The 18,230-nt window shown below is 70.3% G+C and carries 14 protein-coding genes; 8 read left to right on the top strand and 6 right to left on the bottom strand.

The window, feature by feature from the left end:
* Position 1: 1 nt before the first annotated feature.
* Complete coding sequence (locus RAH39_RS04900) at positions 2–913, bottom strand: ATP-binding response regulator (RefSeq protein WP_306591688.1); 912 nt, start codon at positions 911–913, stop codon at positions 2–4.
* A 6-nt stretch (positions 914–919) separates the two neighbouring features.
* On the bottom strand, positions 920–2,179 hold the full coding sequence (locus RAH39_RS04895) for a 3-deoxy-D-manno-octulosonic acid transferase (RefSeq protein WP_306591687.1): 1,260 nt from the start codon (positions 2,177–2,179) through the stop codon (positions 920–922).
* Between the two features lie 45 nt (positions 2,180–2,224).
* Here RAH39_RS04895 and RAH39_RS04890 point away from each other — a divergent pair, with 45 nt between their 5' ends.
* From RAH39_RS04890 to lepB, 5 genes are all read left to right on the top strand, one after another.
* Positions 2,225–3,238 carry a CobW family GTP-binding protein gene (locus RAH39_RS04890; RefSeq protein WP_306591686.1) on the top strand — a complete coding sequence of 338 codons (1,014 nt, stop codon included), beginning with the start codon at positions 2,225–2,227 and terminating at the stop codon, positions 3,236–3,238.
* 73 nt (positions 3,239–3,311) lie between these two features.
* Positions 3,312–4,655 carry a response regulator gene (locus tag RAH39_RS04885; protein ID WP_306591685.1) on the top strand — a complete coding sequence of 448 codons (1,344 nt, stop codon included), beginning with the start codon at positions 3,312–3,314 and terminating at the stop codon, positions 4,653–4,655.
* 56 nt (positions 4,656–4,711) lie between these two features.
* Positions 4,712–7,216, top strand: coding sequence for a Tex-like N-terminal domain-containing protein (locus tag RAH39_RS04880; RefSeq protein ID WP_306591684.1), 2,505 nt, complete (start codon positions 4,712–4,714; stop codon positions 7,214–7,216).
* Positions 7,216–7,815 (top strand): hypothetical protein, encoded by a 600-nt coding sequence (locus RAH39_RS04875; RefSeq protein WP_306591683.1) that lies wholly within the window; start codon positions 7,216–7,218, stop codon positions 7,813–7,815. The genes RAH39_RS04880 and RAH39_RS04875 overlap by 1 nt, the downstream gene beginning before the upstream one ends.
* Before the next feature lie 21 nt (positions 7,816–7,836).
* Positions 7,837–8,703, top strand: coding sequence for a signal peptidase I (gene lepB / locus RAH39_RS04870; RefSeq protein WP_306591682.1), 867 nt, complete (start codon positions 7,837–7,839; stop codon positions 8,701–8,703).
* Positions 8,704–9,296: 593 nt separating this feature from the next.
* Here the strand turns inward: lepB and RAH39_RS04865 are convergent.
* From RAH39_RS04865 to RAH39_RS04850, 4 genes are read right to left on the bottom strand one after another with little or no spacing between them, the layout of a single operon-like run.
* Positions 9,297–9,761 (bottom strand): hypothetical protein, encoded by a 465-nt coding sequence (locus tag RAH39_RS04865; protein WP_306591681.1) that lies wholly within the window; start codon positions 9,759–9,761, stop codon positions 9,297–9,299.
* Positions 9,758–11,635, bottom strand: a complete 1,878-nt coding sequence (locus RAH39_RS04860) for a tetratricopeptide repeat protein (protein WP_306591680.1) — start codon at positions 11,633–11,635, stop codon at positions 9,758–9,760. Before RAH39_RS04860 ends, RAH39_RS04865 begins: the two co-directional genes overlap by 4 nt.
* Positions 11,628–12,692 carry a 3-dehydroquinate synthase gene (locus tag RAH39_RS04855; RefSeq protein WP_306591679.1) on the bottom strand — a complete coding sequence of 355 codons (1,065 nt, stop codon included), beginning with the start codon at positions 12,690–12,692 and terminating at the stop codon, positions 11,628–11,630. The genes RAH39_RS04860 and RAH39_RS04855 overlap by 8 nt, the downstream gene beginning before the upstream one ends.
* Entirely contained in the window at positions 12,689–14,434 is a 1,746-nt protein-coding gene (locus RAH39_RS04850; protein WP_306591678.1) for a M28 family peptidase, read from the bottom strand. The genes RAH39_RS04855 and RAH39_RS04850 overlap by 4 nt, the downstream gene beginning before the upstream one ends.
* 68 nt (positions 14,435–14,502) lie before the next feature.
* Between RAH39_RS04850 and RAH39_RS04845 the strand changes: the two genes are divergently transcribed.
* From RAH39_RS04845 to RAH39_RS04835, 3 genes are read left to right on the top strand one after another with little or no spacing between them, the layout of a single operon-like run.
* Complete coding sequence (locus RAH39_RS04845) at positions 14,503–16,290, top strand: ABC transporter ATP-binding protein (protein ID WP_306591677.1); 1,788 nt, start codon at positions 14,503–14,505, stop codon at positions 16,288–16,290.
* A 32-nt stretch (positions 16,291–16,322) separates the two neighbouring features.
* On the top strand, positions 16,323–17,468 hold the full coding sequence (locus tag RAH39_RS04840; RefSeq protein ID WP_306591676.1) for a thiamine phosphate synthase: 1,146 nt from the start codon (positions 16,323–16,325) through the stop codon (positions 17,466–17,468).
* 20 nt (positions 17,469–17,488) lie between these two features.
* A complete protein-coding gene (locus RAH39_RS04835; RefSeq protein WP_306591675.1) occupies positions 17,489–18,229 on the top strand; it encodes a metallophosphoesterase family protein in 741 nt (246 codons plus the stop codon).
* The last annotated feature ends 1 nt before the right edge of the window (position 18,230 follow it).

Raw genomic sequence — 18,230 nt, 5'->3', positions numbered from 1 at the left:
GCTATTTCCGCCGCAGCACCAGCCGGATCCGGTTGCCCTTGTCGTTGAAGTGGACTTCGTCCATCACGAGGAAGATCAGGGGCAGGCCGCGGCCGCAGTGGGAGGCCATGTCGGAATCCGGGGGAAGCGCGGGAATCCGGGTGGTATCGAAACCCTTGCCTTCGTCCCCGATCTCCAGCTCGAAGCGCTCGGTGTCCATCGCCGTCCGCACTTCGATCAGGCGCGCGGCGTAGACGGGATCGCCCATCCGCGTGGTCCGGAGCGCGGAGTAGGCGTCTTCCGTCGCGAAGAGGTCGGTCTTGAGGCTGGAATCCAGCTCCAGGTTGCCGTGCTCCAGGGCGTTCACGAGGGCCTCATGGAAGGCCATGGTGATCACGTCGAGGTTGCTCGACGATGCGAAGCCCATGGGCACCAGGCGATCCGTGAGGTGGTGCATCAGGCTGGCCACTTCCAGTTCGTCGGACCGGCACAGGAAGTGCCGCCGCTCGTTCACCAGCCCCCGGAGGCCGTGGTCCGCCTTGCGCAGGTCGCGGTGCAGGTCCACGAGGTGGAACACGCTCTGCACCAGGTCGCGGATGGCGAGGGGCTTCATGAACAGGTTGGAGGCGCCCATCCGCAGGGCCTTAATGGCGTAGTCCACCGACGACTGGCCGGTCATGAGGACCACCGGCAGGTGGGGCCGCGTGGCCTTCACCTTGTGGATGACGTCGAACCCGTCCAGCCCTTCCATGTTGATGTCGCTGATCACCAGGTCGAAGTCCGGCACGCCGGGCGTCTGCAGGAAGTCCACCGCCTGGGCCGCGTCCGGATAGGCGTGCACCTCGATCCCGTAATGGGCGAGGGCGGTCTGCACCATGTCCAGTACATCGGGGTCGTCGTCGATCAGGAGGATGTGCGTTCCGCGGCGGGGCATGGGCGCTCAGTGTAACGGGGATTCTGACGGGGGAAGATGGGGCGCGATGAGGCCCAGGGTCCGGTCCAGGGTCCCCCGCAGGGCTTCCGGCAGGGTCCCGGGTCCCCGGGGCCGGAGGGGCGCTCCCGTCAACGCCTCCCTCACGCGTACAGAGAGGTCCGGAACCGCCGCGATCTCCACGAGACCGGCCTCCGCCAGGGGAGGAACCAGGTCCTCGAAATTGGCAAAACCCGGCCCCACCAAGGTGGGAACCCCCGCCCGGACGGGCTCCAGGGGATTGTGCCCTCCCCCCGCGTTCCACCCGCCCGCCACCAGCGCCACGGTCCCTTCCGCATAGGCCGCGGACAGATCGCCGAGCGTATCGAGGAGGAGAACGTCCGTGTCGGCCCATCCCTCGGCGGACCAGGGCGCGGAGGCCCGACGGAAGGCCAGCCCGCGGGCCGCCAGCAGGTCCGCGGCGGCGTCGAAGCGCCGGGGCTGCCGCGGCGCCAGGATGAGCCGCAGGCCGGGGAGTTCCCGGCGGGCCGCCGCCCAGGCATCAAGAACCAGGGCCTCTTCGCCTTCCACCGTATTCCCCGCCACCACCACGGGATCGGCCGCCCAGGCCGCGCGGAGGGCCGCCCACCCGCCATGGAGGGCACGCGGAGGAGGCAGGTCGGCTTTGAGGTTCCCGCCCAAGTGCACCTCCGGCGCCCCCAGGCGGCGGAAGGCGGCGGCGCTGGACTCGTCCCGGGCGGCCACCAGGGTGAGGCGCGACGCGGCCCGTCGGAGCCACGCTCCGCCCCGATCCAGGGATTTCTCCGTCAGCCGGCCGTTCACCACCAGCCGCGGAATCCCGCGCGCCTCCAGGGCCTGGAGGAGGCCCGGCCACAGCTCGGTTTCGAGGGCCACGAAGGCTCCCGGCAGATGGGCCAGGAAGGGCTCCAGGCCCGCCGGATCGTCCAGAGGAAAGGCCCCGCCGGTGACGAGGCCCGTTCCCGCATCCCAACCCGGAAGGCGCTGGGCCAGCAGGGCGAGACCCGCGGGGGTGCCCGTGCTCAGGTGCAGGCGGTGCCCCGCGCTGCGCAGCCGGGCCACCAGGCCCTCCGCCAGCAGCAGTTCGCCCACGCTCACGGCGTGCAGCCAGATCCAGCGGTGCGCGGGAAGATCCGGGACCCACGCCTCCAGCCGCACCCGCCAGCCCTCGGGCACGCCGCGGGCGCAGGAACGGGCAACGGCGCCCGCCAGGGAGACCGCGGCCCGGTAGCTGAAGTCGAGGGAATCCACCGATCCACGCTCTCATGAATCCCCGGCCGGCGGCATCATGGAGAGATGTCCCACCGCGCTCTCGAAGTCCTGATCGTCACCGGCCCCCTGGGCGCGGGAAAGACCACCGCCGTGAACCGGCTGCTCAAGGCCGAGGTGGCCGCGGGGCGCCGGGTCGCGGTGCTCATCAACGAATTCGGCGCGGTGAGCGTGGACGGCGCCCTGGTGGACGCGGAGCGCCCCGAACTGGCCGGCGTGGAGAACCTCGTCAACGGGTGCGTGTGCTGCAGCCTGCGGGACGACGTGGTCGCCACCCTGAAGGCCTGGTGCGACCAGCCGGAGGGTCAGCGGCCGGAACGCGTCGTCCTGGAGACCACCGGCCTCGCCGATCCCACGGACCTCGTGGATCTGGAGCAGGAGCCGGAGCTCGCGGGGCGCCTGCGCCTCGCGGGGTTGCTGACGGTGGTCTCCTGCCTCGGGCCCGTGGATCACCTCCGCACCCGGCCCCTCCTCCGCCGGCAGGTGGCCCTGGCGAGCCTCCTCCATCTCAGCAAGGGCGATGTGGACCCGTCAGCGGCGGTGGCGTGGGAGGGCGACCTGCGGTCCGCCTTCCGGCACATCCCGCTGGTCCTGACGCGGAACGGGGTGGCGCCCACGGACAGCCCCGATCCCTGGCGCGGCGACCTGCGGCCCGTGCCGGAAGGATGGGAGGCGACCGCGGGCCCGAGCTTCGCCGCGGCGCGATCCTTCACAACGGCCTGGGACCATCCGGTGGATCCCGCCGCCCTGGAGGCCCTCCTCCTCGCACCACCCGCACACGGCGAGTTGCTGCGGGCCAAGGGCGTGTGCGCCTTCGCGGGCTGGGCCGCGCGGAACGACGGCAGCGACCGCTGGGCCTTCCAACTCGCCGACGGGCGCCTGGAGATCTCCCCCCTGCCCCTGCGGGCGGACGGATCGGCACCTTCCTGTGCCGCCGTCGTCATCGGCACGGAACTCGACGCCGCGCACTGGAAGCGCGCCCTGCGGGCCCTGGAGGTGCCCCCGGCTGGCGCGCGCAGAAAAGTCACAGTGAGACCATGAACTAGGAACCAAAAAGCCGCTTCAGTTTTTTCCAAGCCGCCCCGATTAGGGTCTCAACCCTCGGGAAAACGCGATGCTGAAGCGGCTCGGACTCAAAAAAGGCGACTCCACGGACCGGGAACCGGCGCAGGCCGACGTGCAGCAGATCCTGGCCTACCTGGAAGAGCTGGCCCGTCTCCGCACCCTCGTGCACCTCCACATGCGGTCGGAGCCGCCCCTCTGCCTGGGGGCCCGGGTGGAGCTGGTCAACGACCAGGACTTCACCTTTTCGCTGAGCTTCCCGCACCAGGTCCCGCGATTGAACGCCGGGGAAACCATCGACCTGCATTTCCCCCTGGCGGGCATGCGGTTCCGCGCGGAGGTCACCTATCTGGACCGGGGCCGCTACATGGAAAGCATCTTCCGGCTGCCGCGCGCCATCCGATTCGCCGACCGCCGCGGAGCCATGCGGACCCGCATCGGCTCGCGGGAAAAAGCCAGCGCCGCCCTTTTCGAAGGCCTCCTGGAGGGGGTGGCGGCGTCGGGGCGCCTGCTGAACCTCAGCATGGAGGGCCTCTGCATGCGCATGGAGCGCGTCATGCAGATCCAGGGCAACAAGCGCCTCGCCCCCCATGCCGACCTGTTCCAGCCCGGGCAGGCGCTCCAGGTCGTCCGCATCCTGAACCTGCCCCATCTGCCCACCCTCGAATGCGCGGGCGAGGTGCGCTTCTGCCATTCGACGCAGGGCGGACCCGTCCTCGTGGGCATCCGCCTCGAAGGCATGGGCAGCTCCGACCAGAACCACCTCCAGAAGTTCATGCTGCGCCGACTCCCGACCTTCGGGCGGGCCTTCCCTTCCCGGCGGAGGCGGGGGGCCGCGGAAGAGGAGCCGCCCGAGGAGGAGCCTTCCGATGGCCCCAACGAGGAACCTTCCGATCAAGCGGAAAACGAGCCCCTGGACGAGGGCTTCGAGGAGATGGTCGAAGATTCCGCCTGCCAGACCCCGGAGGAGCGGGACGCGGCCGCCGAGGACCGCCGGATCCGGCTTCGGCGGCGGGGCAGGCACTTCCTCGTCATCATGCCGGACGACCTCGACCGCAGCACCTTCATCTGCACCCTCCAGGGGGGCGGGTACTGCTGCTTCTTCGAGGCCCGGACCCTGGTCCACGCGCTGGAAATGTCCAAGAAGGCCCACATCGACGCGATCTTCCTGGACCAGCAGATCGGTCCCCTCTCGGGAACGGAAGTCGCGCTGCGCCTGAGAAAGATGGGGAGGATGGAGGGCGTGCCCATCTTCCAGTTCATGCGATCGCCGGACGTGCGGGCGCTGCTATCGGCAAAAGCCGCGGGCGTCACTCATGTCGTAAAGCTCCCGGTGGATTTCGACGGTGAATTGAAGGATCTCCTGGACCGCACCCTGGGGCTGACCGAGCGGTAGGGCCGGGTCCTTGATATGATCGCAGTTCCCTTCGGGAAAGATCGCAAGGAGCAAGTGTGGATCAGGTGTTGGACCTCATGGCCAAGGAGCTCAAGCTCCCCCGCGCCGGCGTCGCCGCCATCGTGACGCTGCTGGAGGAGGGCAACACGGTGCCCTTCATCGCCCGCTACCGGAAGGAGGCCACCGGCTCTCTGGATGAAGTGGCCATCCGCGCCGTGGAGGACCGGAACGCCTACTACAAGGACCTGCTGGACCGCCGGAAGACGGTGCTGAAGTCCATCGACGAACAGGGCAAGCTCACGCCCGAGTTGAAGGCCAAGATCGAGGCCACCTGGGTGAAGGCGGAGCTGGAGGACCTCTACCTCCCCTACAAGCCGAAGAAGCGGACCAAAGCCACGGTGGCGAAGGAGCGGGGCCTGGAGCCCCTGCTGGATTCGCTCCTGGCGGACGCGACGGGCGCCGATCCCTTCCTCATCGCCGAGCCCTTCATCAAGGACGAGGACGGCCTCCGGGCGCCGTCGGAATGCGTGGAGGGCGCGGGCCACATCCTGGCCGAGCGCCTGGCGGAGGACGCGGAGATCCGCGCCTGGCTGCGCCTGGAATTCCACGAGCACGGCACGCTCAAGTCCGAGATCCGCGAGGAGCGCAAGGCGGACCAGGCGGCGCTCCGCTTCAAGCCCTACTTCGAGTTCTCCGAGCCCATCCGCAAGATCCCCAGCCACCGCCTGCTGGCGCTCCGCCGCGGCGAGAAGGAGGAGATCCTCACCGTGAAGCTCCTGATGGAGCGCGAGAACCTGGTGTCCCAGCTCGTCTCCAAGGTGAAGGCCGATCCCGGCAGCGGCTACCGGCGTTTCCTGAACGAAGTGGCGGGCGACGCCTTCGACCGGCTGCTGAGCCCCACCATCGAATCCGAAGTGCGCTACGAGGCCAAGCGGAAGGCCGACGGCGAGGCCATCAAGGTCTTCCAGACCAACCTCGACCACCTCCTCCTGGCGCCCCCCGCGGGCCAGCGCTGCACCCTGGGCGTGGACCCCGGGATCCGCACCGGCTGCAAGCTGGTGGTCATCAACCGCCTGGGCCAGCTCATCCGGAACGAGGTCATCTACCCTCTGGAGCCCAAGCGCGACCTGGAGGGCAGCCGGGCGCTGCTCGAGAAGCTCTGCACGGAGAACCCCATCGAGGCCATCGCCGTGGGCAACGGCACCGGCGGCCGCGAAGTGGAGGCGTTCATCCGCGAGTGGCTCCAGGAGACCGGCCGCCAGGGCCTGATCTGCGTCAGCGTGAGCGAGGCCGGCGCCTCGGTCTATTCCGCCAGCGACATCGCCCGGGAGGAGTTCCCCGAGCACGACGTCACCGTGCGCGGCGCGGTGAGCATCGCCCGCCGCTTCCAGGACCCCCTGGCCGAGCTGGTGAAGGTGGACCCCAAGAGCATCGGCGTGGGCCAGTACCAGCACGACGTGAACCAGACCGCCCTCAAGAAGGGCCTGGACGACGTGGTGGAGAGCTGCGTGAACCGCGTCGGCGTCGACCTCAACAGCGCCTCCTACAAGCTCCTGGCCTACGTGGCGGGAATCGGCGAGAGCCTGGCGAAGAACATCGTGTCCCACCGCTTCGAGCACGGCGCCTTCAAGCGCCGGGAGCAGCTCCTGGAAGTCAGCCGCTTCGGCGCCAAGGCCTTCCAGCAGGCCGCGGGCTTCCTCCGCATCCGCGACGGCGAGGATCCCCTGGACGCCTCCGCCGTCCACCCCGAGAGCTACCCGGTGGTGCAGCGCATCTGCCAGCTTGCAGGCAAGACGATTCTCGAACTCGTGGGCAACGACGGCGTGCTGGACGGGTTGGATCCCAAGCTGTTCGTGGACGAGACATTCGGTGTCGAGACGGTGAAGGACATCCTGGCCGAACTGAAGAAGCCCGGCCGCGATCCCCGCCACCGCTTCGAGGCCGTCCAGTTCCGCGAGGGCGTGAACAAGCCCAGCGACCTGGAAGTGGGCATGGAGCTCCAGGGCATCGTCACCAACGTGACCGACTTCGGCGCCTTCGTAGATGTCGGCGTCCACCAGGACGGGCTGGTCCACCTTTCCGAGATCGCCCACCGCTACGTGAAGAACCCCGCCGACGCCCTCAGCGTGGGCCAGGCCGTGAAGGTGAAGGTCCTGGCGGTGGACCTCCAGGCCAAGCGCATCGCCCTCTCCATCAAGGCCCTGCTGGCCGCTCCCGAGGGCGCCGACCGCGCCCAGGCTCACCGCCGCCCCCAGGGTCGGTTCCAGGGCCGCCCCGATGGCCAGCCCCGTCCCGCCGCCGGTCCGCGCCCGCCCCGCCCCGAGGGTTCCCGGCCCCAGGGCGCCCGGCCGCCCAGGCCCGAAGGCGCGAGGCCTGCCCGGGCCGAGGGGAACCGGCCTCCCCGTCCTGAAGGGGCGCGGCCTCCGCGGCCCGAGGGCCCCCGTCTGCCCCGGCCGGAACGCGAGGTTCGCCCGCCCCAGCCGAAGCGGGAGCCTGTGATGCCCGCGAGCGGCGCCTCGCTGTCCGACCTGATGGCCAAGTTCAACAAGGGCCCCCGCTGATGGGCCGCGGCGTCGCCGTCGCGGCGATCGCGGTCCTCCTCGGCGCCCTCGGCTGCCAGCCCCGGACCGCGGCGCCCGTGTTCGCACCCTGGGAAGAGGGCCTGACCCTCGCCTACGAGGATCCGACCCTGCCCTTCCCTCAGCGGACCCAGGAGCGGCTGCAGGTGCGGGTGGCGAAGGCCGCCCTCGCGCCGGGCGCCGCCGCCCGGACGGTGCAGCTCACCCTCAGCAGCCCCCGCGGCCAGATGGAGATCTTCGTCCGCCACCAGGCGGGCGGCGTGGCCCTGCTGGCCGATGGCCGGCCGGCCGCGCGGATCCTGCCGGAGGGATTCCCCGCCGTCGCCGCCTGGGAAGATCGCGGCACGAGCTTCCGCGTGATCGGACGCGGGGCGTGGGAAGGCGCGGCCATCCTTCCCGAGACCTCCCCTTCGGTCGGCGTGTGGGTGGAAGCCACTTCCCCGCGGGCACCCCAGCGCCGCACCCTCTACCTGCCCAACCTCGGCGAGGTGGAGACCCTGGAGGAGCGCGGCGGAGCCTGGGTGGCCGTCAACCGCCTGGTGGGCCGGGGCTTCGTCGATTTCCCCGCCCCCCGTCCGTGATCGATCCCTTCCGGAGGCTCCATGGCCGCTGAGACCGCCGACAAGCCCGAAGCGGCCCTCCCGCCGGGCGCCGCCAAGGGCGCCATTCGGGACAACCTCGAAGTGGTGTGCTTCGCGATGGTCCTGATCCTGTTCTTCAAGGCCTTCGTGGGCCAGCAGTTCAAGATCCCGTCGGCATCCATGCGCAACACGCTGATGATCGGGGACCACCTGCTGGCCAACAAGTTCATCTTCGCCCAGCCGCAGTGGGGCTGGGAGGAAGCTCTCTTCCCCATGCGCGGCGTGAAGCGCGGCGACATCATCGTCTTCCGCTACCCCCTCGACCGCGACCAGGACTACGTGAAGCGCTGCGTGGCCCTGCCCGGCGACACCGTGGAGATGCGGAACAAGCGGCTGTACGTGAACGGCAAGCAGGTGACGGGCCCCTTCGAGCATCAGTTCGGGCGCAGCCCCGAAGGCCCGACGCCCGGCCCCTGGCCGCCGCAGCGCTACGCCGGCGAGGCGGAGCGGCCCATGGGCCTATGGCGCCACGCGGATCCCGACGTGCTGGGGCTGCAGGACCGCAACCAGATGCAGGCCATGAACAGCCTCATCCAGGAGAGCTTCAAGGACAGCCTGGGGCCCGTCACGGTCCCGCCCGGCCACCTGTTCGCCATGGGCGACAACCGCGACAACAGCATGGACAGCCGCTATTGGGGCTTCCTGCCCCTGGACCACCTCCGCGGCCGGCCCTTCATCGTGTGGTGGAGCTTCCGCGAGGGCGACACCGACAACGACAACGGGCGCGTGCCCGACGGCCCCACGGACGTGGCCGCGGACTTCATCGACGCCGCCCGCCACTTCCTGACGCGCACCCGGTGGGAGCGGACGGGCACGATCCCGGAATAGGTCCGGCTCATTCCGATATCAAAAGACAAAGATCACCACCAAGGCGCGAAGACACCAAGAAAAGCATCTCGCCGGTCAGGGAGAGCTCGGGGTTCCCGTCCCCCAGGCGTGAAGGCAGAGGGGCGGAGAAGGGCGTCTCTGCCTTCCCTCCGCCGCTTTGAAGGTGACTTTCCTTGGAGCCCTCGGAACCGGGGGGTTACTTGGTTCCTGACCGCCTCTTGGGATCAAAGCCAGCCGCGGAAGAGAGCTCTTCCGGCTGGGCACGGGGAGATTGGTGGGGACCATCGATTCCGCCGGAGCGTCCGCCGGATCGGGGCATCGCCCCGCGGCTCCGGACCGGGTGCTCCGCACTCGGCAGCGTCGACGTACGCGCGGGCGGATTGCCCAGCGCGCGGGTCCCCGAAAAGGGAATGGCAAGGAGACTGCGGACGGACGCCGACCCAGACCTGGAGCCAGGCTTTCGCCTTCAGGAATGGGAACGAAATCATCATGGGAGCCTCGGCATCAAGGTACCCGCCGGATTCCTTCCGTCAAGGCGTCTTTATTCGTTTTTTTACACTTCACCCATCGAGCACCCGGTGCTTTTATGCCCCTCAGCGAGAAGCCTCCCATCGCTTCCGCTCGAGCCACACCTGCTCCTCGCGACCCCGCAGGTCCTTTCCCCGCCAGTGGAGCTTGAGGGGTCCCTGCGCGTCCTTCTTCAGGACCGAGACGCCCGGCCCTTCGCCGGTGCCGAGCAGACGAAGCAGCGCCTCCACGCTGGGCAGCTGCGGAAGAAAGGGCACCGGCAAAGCGCCCAGGGTGGCCGCGCGCTGATCCAGGCCCTGCCGCGGCACCTGGACGCGGTAGCCCGCCGCCCGGTCCCCTTCCAGGAGGAGCAGCCGCTCGCCGAGGCCGTGGAGTTCCGCCACCAGCCGGCCCGAACTCGGATCCATCAGGAGGCTGAGGGTGCCGACGCCCTCGCCCTCTGGTCCCGAATAGCCCCAGCCGTACTGGGCGCGCACCGGGGCTGCCGGAGCGGGGGCCGTTTCCGCGGGGGGCGCCTGAAGCGCGATCACGGCTGATCCTCGTCGTCCGCCGACGGGTCCGCATCGAGAATGGGGTCTGAAACGCCATCTGCCGGAGGAACTTTCAGGGCCTGCTCCTTGGCCATCCGGATGCGCAACTGGCCCAGGCGCTTCTCCAGGTCTGCGCGCTCGGGGAAGACGAAGGCCAGGGCCCGCTCCCACTGCTCGGCGCCCTCGGCCAGCTTGCCCTGCTTCACCAGGGCCTCGCCCAGGTGGCGCCGGACCTCGGGACTGAAGGGGCTCAGGTCCGCGGCGCGGCGGAGGGTGGCTTCCGCTTCCTCCAGGCGGCCCAGCTTGAACTGGGCCCAGCCCAGACTGTCGATCACGTTCCCGTTGTCGGGCGTAGCCTTGGCGCTGGCGGCGATGAGGGCCGCGGCCTCCTCCAGGTCCTGCTCCCGCTCCAGCAGGAGGTAGCCCAGGTTGTTCTGGACGAGGGGATTCTCCGGCTCGGCCTTCTGCGCTTCGCGCAACACCTTCAGGGAATCGTCCAGCCGACCGACCTGCTCATAGGCGCTGCTCCGCATGAGCAGCACGTCCACATTCCGCACCGGCCCCAGTTTCCGGGCCTTTTCGAGGCACTCCAGGCACTTGTCCCAGCGGCGGAACTCGGACCAGATGGCCGCCATGCCCTCCAGGTGGAGCTGCTCCAGGCCCGCCCGCGCCTCCTTCCGCGAGAAGAAGCGGTACTCGAGGTACTTGGGTGGAAGGCCCGCGGCCTGCTGGAAGAAGGGAACCTTCGGGAACCGCTCGATGCCCTCGCGGATCGCGGCCAGGGCGCTGCGCCAGTCGTTGAGGCTGATCAGGGCCTGGGACGTGAACACCTGCAGTTCTCCGGCGACCCGCGGGCGGATCGACTGCTCGCGGACGAATGCCAACAGCTCGCGGCCCTTGCCCTGAAGCAGCAGCGCCTCGGCGTAGAGCGCCTGCGCGCCGTCGGCGATCCGCTCCTCGTCCACCTTCTCGCCCAACAGGGTCCGCAGCCGGGCCTCCGCCTCCTGGTACCGCCCCAGGTTCATCAGGGCCAGGGCGGTGTTGAAGGACAGGCGCGGCGTGGGCTTCAGAGCTTCGGCCCGCGCCAGGACTTCCAGGGCCTCCTCGAAGCGGGAGGTCTGGAGCCGCACCAGCGCCACGTTTTCCCACAGGCCCGATTCCTGCGGCAGGTGGCGCGCGAGGAGCAGGAAGCTCTCCTCGGCGTGAGCCAGGTAGCCCGCCTGGATCTGATCCCGGGCCAGCTCCTCCAGCATCCGCAGGTGGCGATCCTCGGGCGTCCTCGCGTTCAGGGCGAGAACGGATTCCCGCCGCCCCTCGTAGTCCTCCAGCCCCCGGGCCAGGATCGCCGCGCGCTCCCACGCCACCATGAAGCCGGGACGCAGCCGGCCCAGCCGCAGCCACGCCCGCAGGGCGCCCTCGGTGTCCTTCACCTGCTCGGCCATCTCGCCCAGGCGAGCCCAGACTTCGGGATCCTGCGGCAGAAGCAGGGCGGCCGCCTTCAGGACCTTCACCGCTTCCGCGGCCATCGCCGGGTCCTTTTGGGCCAGCTGGTAGAGGAGGAGCCCCAGGTGGGCCCGCGCCTCGGCATTGCCGGGGGCCAGCGTCACGGCGCGGCGGGCGGGAGCCAGGGCGCCGGCCGGATCCTGGGCTTCCTGCAGGGCCTCGGAGAGGCGGAGCTGGACTTCGGCGCTGTCAGGCACCTGGGCCGCGACGCGCCGGTAGAGGGCCGCCGCCTCCTGGGGATCGCCTCCCCCGCCCCGGATCTGGAGGGCGCGCGCCTGCAGCATGAGGGCGCGGACGTCCTCGGCCGGAGGCGCAGCGAGAAGGGCGGCCCCCAGAAGGGCTCCCAGAATGGGAAGTCGGACATCAGGCACGGGTGGCCTCGCGGTCGAGGAGGTCGACGAGACGGGCGTGGGGAGCTTCCCAAACCCGGGGCGCCAGGACCCGCTGGATGGCGGATTCGCCCGGGCGCGGCAGGATGCAGTGGATCTCGGTGACGGGCGCGTCCTCGGTGTGGCCGGGGGCGTGGCGGGCCTTCTTGTCGCGGTGGAGCAGCGGCAGGCAGGCCTGCCACGGCGCGACCAGGGGCGCGAGGGGCGCCAGGCGCCGGGCGAGGGCGTCCAGCAGCTCCGCCGGGAAGGGCTTCAAGCCCTGCTCCTCGCCCAGCAGGCAGGAGGCCAGGAGGCCGAGTCCCACGGCCTCGCCGTGAAGCAGCTGGTAGCCGGAAGCGGCTTCCAGAGCGTGGCCCAGGGTGTGGCCGAGGTTCAGCAGGCGCCGCTCTCCGGCCTCGCGGGGATCCCGGTGGACCACGCCCGCCTTGTAGGCGAGTGCGCGCTCGATCCAGCCAGTCCGCACGGGTCCCGTTTGCAGGATCTCCGTCGCCCAGCCCAACTCGCCCTGGAGGATGGCCGTCTTCACCAGCTCCCAGCGCCCGTTCTCCATGTGGCGCTCGGGAAGCGTCCGCAGGAAGCCGGTGCAGGCCACCAGGCGCTTGGGCGCATGGAAGGCGCCCACGAGGTTCTTCCCGGCGGCCAGATCCGCGCCAGTCTTGCCGCCCAGGGCCGCGTCCACCATCCCGAGCAGGGTCGTGGGCCACACCTGCCAGGCGATCCCGCGAAGGTAGAGGGCGGCCGCGAGGCCCGCGAGATCCGACAGCACGCCACCCCCCAGCGCCACCACGGTGGCATCGCGGTGGAGCGGGATCCGGGCCCAGTGCTCCAGCCAGGGGATGACCGTGCGCAGCTTCTTCTCCTCCTCCGACACCGAGATCCACAGCGCGTCGGAGGGTTCCGGCAGCCCCCCTTCGATCCATGCCTCGCGGAGGCGCTGGTCGCCCACGAGGGTCCAGGGGCCTTCCGGCAGCAGGCTCGGATCGGGAGCTTCCAGGAGGAACACTTCGGTGGCGAAACCCGGGGGCGTGGCGAGTCTCATGGTCGGCCTTTCAGAGTGGCTTCCGCTTCCATGGGCCGGTCCTCGCGCAGCCAGCGGATCATCGCTTTGTCGCCAGGCTTGTGGGCGCCGAGGGCGGCCATGAAGTCGTAGATCGTGCGGATGGGCTGGTCCCCGAAAGCTATGAGGACGTCGCCCGCCTGGAGGCCGATGGCTTCGGCGGTGGAGCCCTTGGACACGCCGTTGATCCGGAAGCCCTTGGGATGGTCCGCGTAGTCGGGGATGGTGCCGAAGGCGATCCGCATGGGCCCGCCGTCGCCCCGGGCGGGGAGCTTGGCGGTCTCCGGATCGAAGGCCGGGATGGCGTCCGCGTTGGCGAGGTCGAGGGCCACCGCCTTGCCGAAGGCCGCCACCTGGGCCATGCCTTCGAAGTTGATGCGGTCGGCGGTGTCCGTCGGTCGGTGGTAGTCGCCGTGGAGGCCGGTGAAGAAGAAGAACGTGGGGATCTTCGCCTGGGAGAAGCTCATGTGGTCGGAGCCTCCCACCGCCGCGCCCAGCTCGGGCGTGACGGAAAGTCCCCGGGGCGCGAGCTTCTTCGCGGCCTCCGTCGCCGCGGGAGAGGCGCCCAGGCCGCCCATCATCAGCTTGGGCGCCTTCGGATCCAGCCGGCCCACCATGTCGAAATTGAGCATGAACTTGACGGACTCCAGCGGGTGGGTGGGATTCCGCACCCAGTGGGCGGAACCCAGCAGGCCCTCCTCCTCGCCGCCGAAATGCATCAGCAGGATGGAGCGCCGCGGCCGGGTCTTCTTCAGTTCCCGGCCCAGTTCCACCACCAGGGCCGTGCCGGACGCGTTGTCGTCGGCGCCGGGATGCACCTGGCCCCGGGCTTCGGCCCCGCCCATGCTGTGGCGCTCGCCCAATCCCAGGTGATCCAGGTGGGCGCCGAGGACGACGTATTCCTTCCGCAGCTTCGGATCCCGGCCCGGGATCACGGCCACCACGTTGGGAACCGGCGCCTCCTCGCGCCGCAGCTTCAGCTTGAGCGAGAAGGACGCGGAAGAGGCCTCCGGCGCCGAGGGGCGGCCCGTCTCGCGCATCGTCCGGAAGCGGGCCGACAGGTCGCCGCAGGCTGTTCCCAGGGCCTCGGGCGTGATGCCGAGCGCAGGAATGCCCCCCTTCACCGGGCCTTCCTCCCGCTGGAGGGGCCGAGGTCCGCCGTCTTCCAGAACGAGCACCGCCGCGGCCTGGGCGGCTTCCAGCCGCTTGAGGCGCACCAGCAGGCTCCGCTCGCCGCGGGGCAGGTGCGCGAAGGCATCCAGATCCGGAACCGCCCGGGAGATCACGACCACGCGGCCCTTCAGATCCAGGCCCGCCAGATCGTCATAGCCCCCAGGGATCTGCACGCCGTACCCCGCGAAGACCAGCGGGGCGGCGCCGAAATCCGCGTCGGCGCTCAGTCCCAGGGCCTCCACGTCGCGGCCCCAGACCAGCGTGCGGCGCTCGTTCCCGGCGGCCACCACCGCTTCCTGCTGCTCGCGCACGATCCGGGCGATGAAGGGGAACCGCTGGATCTCGGCCTTCAATCCGAGCTTCTTCCACTCGCCGGCGATGCGGTCCGCCGCGCGATCCAGCTCGGGATAGCCGTTGCCCCGGCCCTTCAGTTCCGGCGACGCCAGGAAGGCCACGTCCCGGCGCATCCGGGCCGCCGCCGCGCTCTCCTGGGCCACGGGGGCGCCCGCCAGGAAGGAAGCGGCAAGCAGAACGGGAATCCAGGGGGCCATCTCGTCTCCGGAGTCTTCCACTGTAGCGGCGCGGGGAGGATCCGTCCCGCCTGTGGGAGAATGGCCGAATGTCGGAACAGGAAGCCTTCTTCCAATCGGACCGGGTGGACCAGCAGCCCGTGCGCCACGCGCTCCTCTGGCGCCTGGCGGGCTACCTGAAGCCCCAGTGGGCCTCCCTCCTGGCCCTGCTGGGCCTGATGGCCCTGGGCGCCTTCCTGGAGGTGATGCCCTCGGAGCTGACCCTCCGCCTCATCAACCGGTTCATGGGCCAGGGCAATCTGCGGGGCGCCGCGCCGCTGGTGGCGGGCTTCTTCGGCGTGCTCATCGCGGGGATGGTGGTCAGCCTGGCCCGCTACTTCCTGCTGGCCCGGGTGGGACAGCAGGCCATGCTGCAGCTCCGCATCCAGCTGTTCGAGCACCTGATGGGCCGCAACACGGACTTCTTCCACCGCAACCCCGTGGGGCGGCTGATGACCCGCGTGACCAGCGACGTGCAGAACCTGAACGAGATGTTCGCGTCGGGTTTCGTGGCGATCGTCGGGGACGCCCTCTCCCTGCTGGCCATCGTGGCGTGGATGTTCTGGACCCATCCCGGCATGGCCCTGGTCGCCCTGGGGATCCTGCCCTTCCTGCTGGTGGCCACGGAGGTCTTCCGCCGCCGGGCGGGGGAGGCCTTCCGCGAGACCCAGCGCCGCTACGCCGCCATCAACGCCTTCCTCCAGGAGCAGATCTCCGGGATGAGCCTGGTGCAGATCAACGGGGAGGAGAGCCGCAGCGACCGGCAGTTCCGGGGGCTGAACGAGGACTACTTCCAGGCTTTCCTGCGGACCATCCTCGCCTACGCCGTGTTCTTCCCCGTGGTGGAGTTCATCACTTCCGCGACCCTTGCGGCGCTGATCTTCTACGCGGGCTTCAAACTCCAGGCGGGGGCCATCACCTGGGGCCTGCTGCTGGCGTTCATCCAGCAGTCGGGCCGCTTCTTCCGGCCCATCCGCGAACTGGCGGAGCGGTACAACGTGATGCAGACCGCCCTGGCCTCCAGCGAACGGATCTTCCGGCTGCTGGACAACCGCGACGAGATCCCCGAGGCGCCGGATGCCCGGCCCGCCGCGTTCGAGCACGAGATCCGCTTCGAGAACGTGACCTTCGCCTACAGCGAGGGCGGCCGCCAGGTGGTGCGGGACCTCAGCGGCGTCATCCCCAAGGGGCGGCGCATCGCCGTGGTGGGCCACACCGGCGCCGGGAAGAGCACCCTCATCAATCTCCTGATGCGGTTCTACGACGTGCGGGACGGGCGGATCACCGTGGACGGCGTCGACGTGCGCGACCTCCAGATCCGCGGCCTGCGGAGCCTCTTCGGCCTGGTCCTCCAGGACGTCTTCGTGTTCTCCGGCACCCTGCGGGAGAACATCCTGCTGGACCGCCCCCGGGATGAGGCCCGGCTGGCCTCGGTCCTGGAGCAGAGCCAGCTGAAGGGGCTGGTCGAGCGCCTGCCCCAGGGACTGGAGACGCCCGTGGGCGAGCGCGGCCAGAAGCTCAGCGCCGGCGAGCGCCAGCTCCTGGCCTTCGCCCGGATGCTCTACCTGGAGCCCGCCATCCTGCTGCTGGACGAGGCCACCGCCAACATCGACTCGGAAACGGAGTCCCAGATCCAGACCGTCATCGAGCGGGTGAGTCACCGGCTGACCACCTTCACCATCGCCCACCGCCTGTCCACCATCCGGGACGCCGACGAGATCTGGGTCATGGACCAGGGCAGCCTCGTGGAGCGCGGGACCCACGACGGCCTCGTCGCCCAGGACGGCGTCTACGCCAAGCTGGTGCGGCTGCAGTTCGCCGATGGGGAAGCCGCCTGAAGCGGGGATCGCTCCCCCGGTAGACTTCCTCCATGCTCCACCTGCCCCCCCTCTACCCCATCACCGACGCCACCCGGGCGGAGCCCCTTTCCGACCAGGTCCGACGGTTGGGCGAAGCGGGTTTTCCTCTGGTGCAGTTCCGGGGAAAGCCACTGGAAATCCAGGCCCAGTGGTCCGAGCTGAGAAGGGCCCTGGAGGAGTCCACCGCAAATGGCGGATGGCCGTGGATTTGCGTCAATGACAGGGCCGATCTTGCCCTCCTCGCCTCCCGGGAGGGACTCACCCCGTGGGGGCTTCACCTGGGCCAGGGGGACCTGCCCGCGTCGGAGGCGGCGCGTCTGCCGGGGCTGGAGGTCTGCCACATTGGGGCCTCCACCCACGACCTCGCCGAATGGGCGGCGGTCGATCCCGCCTGCGACCACGCCGGGGTGGGGCCCTTCCGGGGCACCGCCACCAAGGCCGATCACGCGGCGCCCGTGGGCCTCGAAGGGCTGCGGGCGGGCTGCGCGACCCTGCGTGCCCGGGGGCTGGCGCCCGTCGCCATCGGGGGCCTTCGGGTGGAGGATGTCGCGGCCTGCTTCGAGGCGGGAGCCGAATCCGTGGCCATGGTCGGGGCCGTCCATGACGCGGAGGATCCGGCCGCGCTGGGCTGGGAGGTCCAGCGGCAGCGCTGGCGGATCCGGCCCCCGTTCCGGCGCGACCGGCCGGTGGTCCTCATCGGGGGCAGCGGCGCGGGCAAGACCTCCCTGGGGCGCGAGCTGGCGCGGGGGCTGGGCCTGCCCTTCCACGACCTGGACGCCGCCATCGAAACCCGGGAGAACCGCAGCGTCGCCGAGGTGTTCGCCGCCTCGGGGGAAGGCGCCTTCCGTGCCCTCGAATCGGCCCTCCTCCCCGGCCTTCTTGAGGCGCCGGCGGTAGTGGCCCTGGGGGGCGGCGCCTGGGAGTCCCCGGCCAACCGCGCCGCCGTGGCGGCGGCCGGAGCTTCGCCCCTGTGGCTGGCCGAACCGCCCCTGCGGGCCTGGGCGCGGGTGGCGGGAGATCCGCGGCGCCCCTTGGCCCAGGATCGGACGGTCTTCCTGCAGCGCTGGGCGGCTCGGGTGCCCGCCTGGTCCCTGGCGCCGATGATCCTCCCCTTCGGCCGGAGCGCTGAGCAGTTGGCTTCGGCTTTGCTAGACTGAAGAAACCCTTCCGGACAACCGTGGACCTGATCCTTTCCGATCTGCACGCCAACCTGCACGCCCTCCGCGCCGTGTTGCGGTTCGCGAAGCGCCGCTCCATCCGGCGCTTCGCCGTGCTGGGCGACCTCGTGGGCTACGGCGCCCATCCCAACCAGGTGCTGGAGAAGGTGCGGGACCTGCGCCCCTGCTTCCTGGTGCGGGGGAACCACGACAAGGTCTGCGCCGGGCTGGCGGCGGATTCCAGCTTCAACCAGGCCGCCCGGGAATCCGCGGAATGGACCCAGGAGAAGCTGCGGCGCGACAACTGGCGCTTCCTGGCGAGCCTGCCGGTGGGACCTCTCCAGGTGGAGGGGGATTACGTGATCGCGCACGGGTCGCCCATGGACGAGGATGCCTACCTCCTTCACATCCGGGAGGTGGGCGTGGCGTTCGACGCCTTCGAGGGCCCGCTGTGCTTCTTCGGCCATACCCACGTCGCGGGCTGCTTCGAGCTGGACGAGACCGAAGGCCGCCTCAACTGGATCACCCTCAAGCCGGGCGAGTGGTTCCAGCTCCAGCCGAACTGCCGCTACCTGGTGAACCCGGGTTCCGTGGGCCAGCCGCGGGACCGGGACCCCCGAGCCTCCTTCATGACCTTCGACCCCGGGCGCAGGCGCATCCGCTTGCATCGCCTGGAGTACGACGTGGACGGCGCGGCCCGGGCCATTTTGGCCGTCGGGATGCATCCAAGTCTTGCCGACCGGCTGTGCCAAGGCATTTGAA

The sequence above is a fragment of the Geothrix sp. 21YS21S-4 genome, from assembly GCF_030845995.1.
Classification (GTDB): domain Bacteria; phylum Acidobacteriota; class Holophagae; order Holophagales; family Holophagaceae; genus Geothrix.
The sequence above is the reverse complement of the archived record's forward strand: the minus strand, read 5'-3'. Positions and strand labels throughout refer to the sequence as shown.

Excerpts from the sequence above, each read along its gene's own strand:
- RAH39_RS04900 (WP_306591688.1), bottom strand. The coding sequence starts at position 913 with ATGCCCCGCCGCGGAACGCACATCCTCCTGATCGACGACGACCCCGAT.
- RAH39_RS04890 (WP_306591686.1), top strand. The coding sequence starts at position 2,225 with ATGTCCCACCGCGCTCTCGAAGTCCTGATCGTCACCGGCCCCCTGGGC.
- RAH39_RS04885 (WP_306591685.1), top strand. The coding sequence starts at position 3,312 with ATGCTGAAGCGGCTCGGACTCAAAAAAGGCGACTCCACGGACCGGGAA.
- RAH39_RS04875 (WP_306591683.1), top strand. The coding sequence starts at position 7,216 with ATGGGCCGCGGCGTCGCCGTCGCGGCGATCGCGGTCCTCCTCGGCGCC.
- lepB (WP_306591682.1), top strand. The coding sequence starts at position 7,837 with ATGGCCGCTGAGACCGCCGACAAGCCCGAAGCGGCCCTCCCGCCGGGC.
- RAH39_RS04855 (WP_306591679.1), bottom strand. The coding sequence starts at position 12,692 with ATGAGACTCGCCACGCCCCCGGGTTTCGCCACCGAAGTGTTCCTCCTG.
- RAH39_RS04850 (WP_306591678.1), bottom strand. The coding sequence starts at position 14,434 with ATGGCCCCCTGGATTCCCGTTCTGCTTGCCGCTTCCTTCCTGGCGGGC.
- RAH39_RS04845 (WP_306591677.1), top strand. The coding sequence starts at position 14,503 with ATGTCGGAACAGGAAGCCTTCTTCCAATCGGACCGGGTGGACCAGCAG.
- RAH39_RS04840 (WP_306591676.1), top strand. The coding sequence starts at position 16,323 with ATGCTCCACCTGCCCCCCCTCTACCCCATCACCGACGCCACCCGGGCG.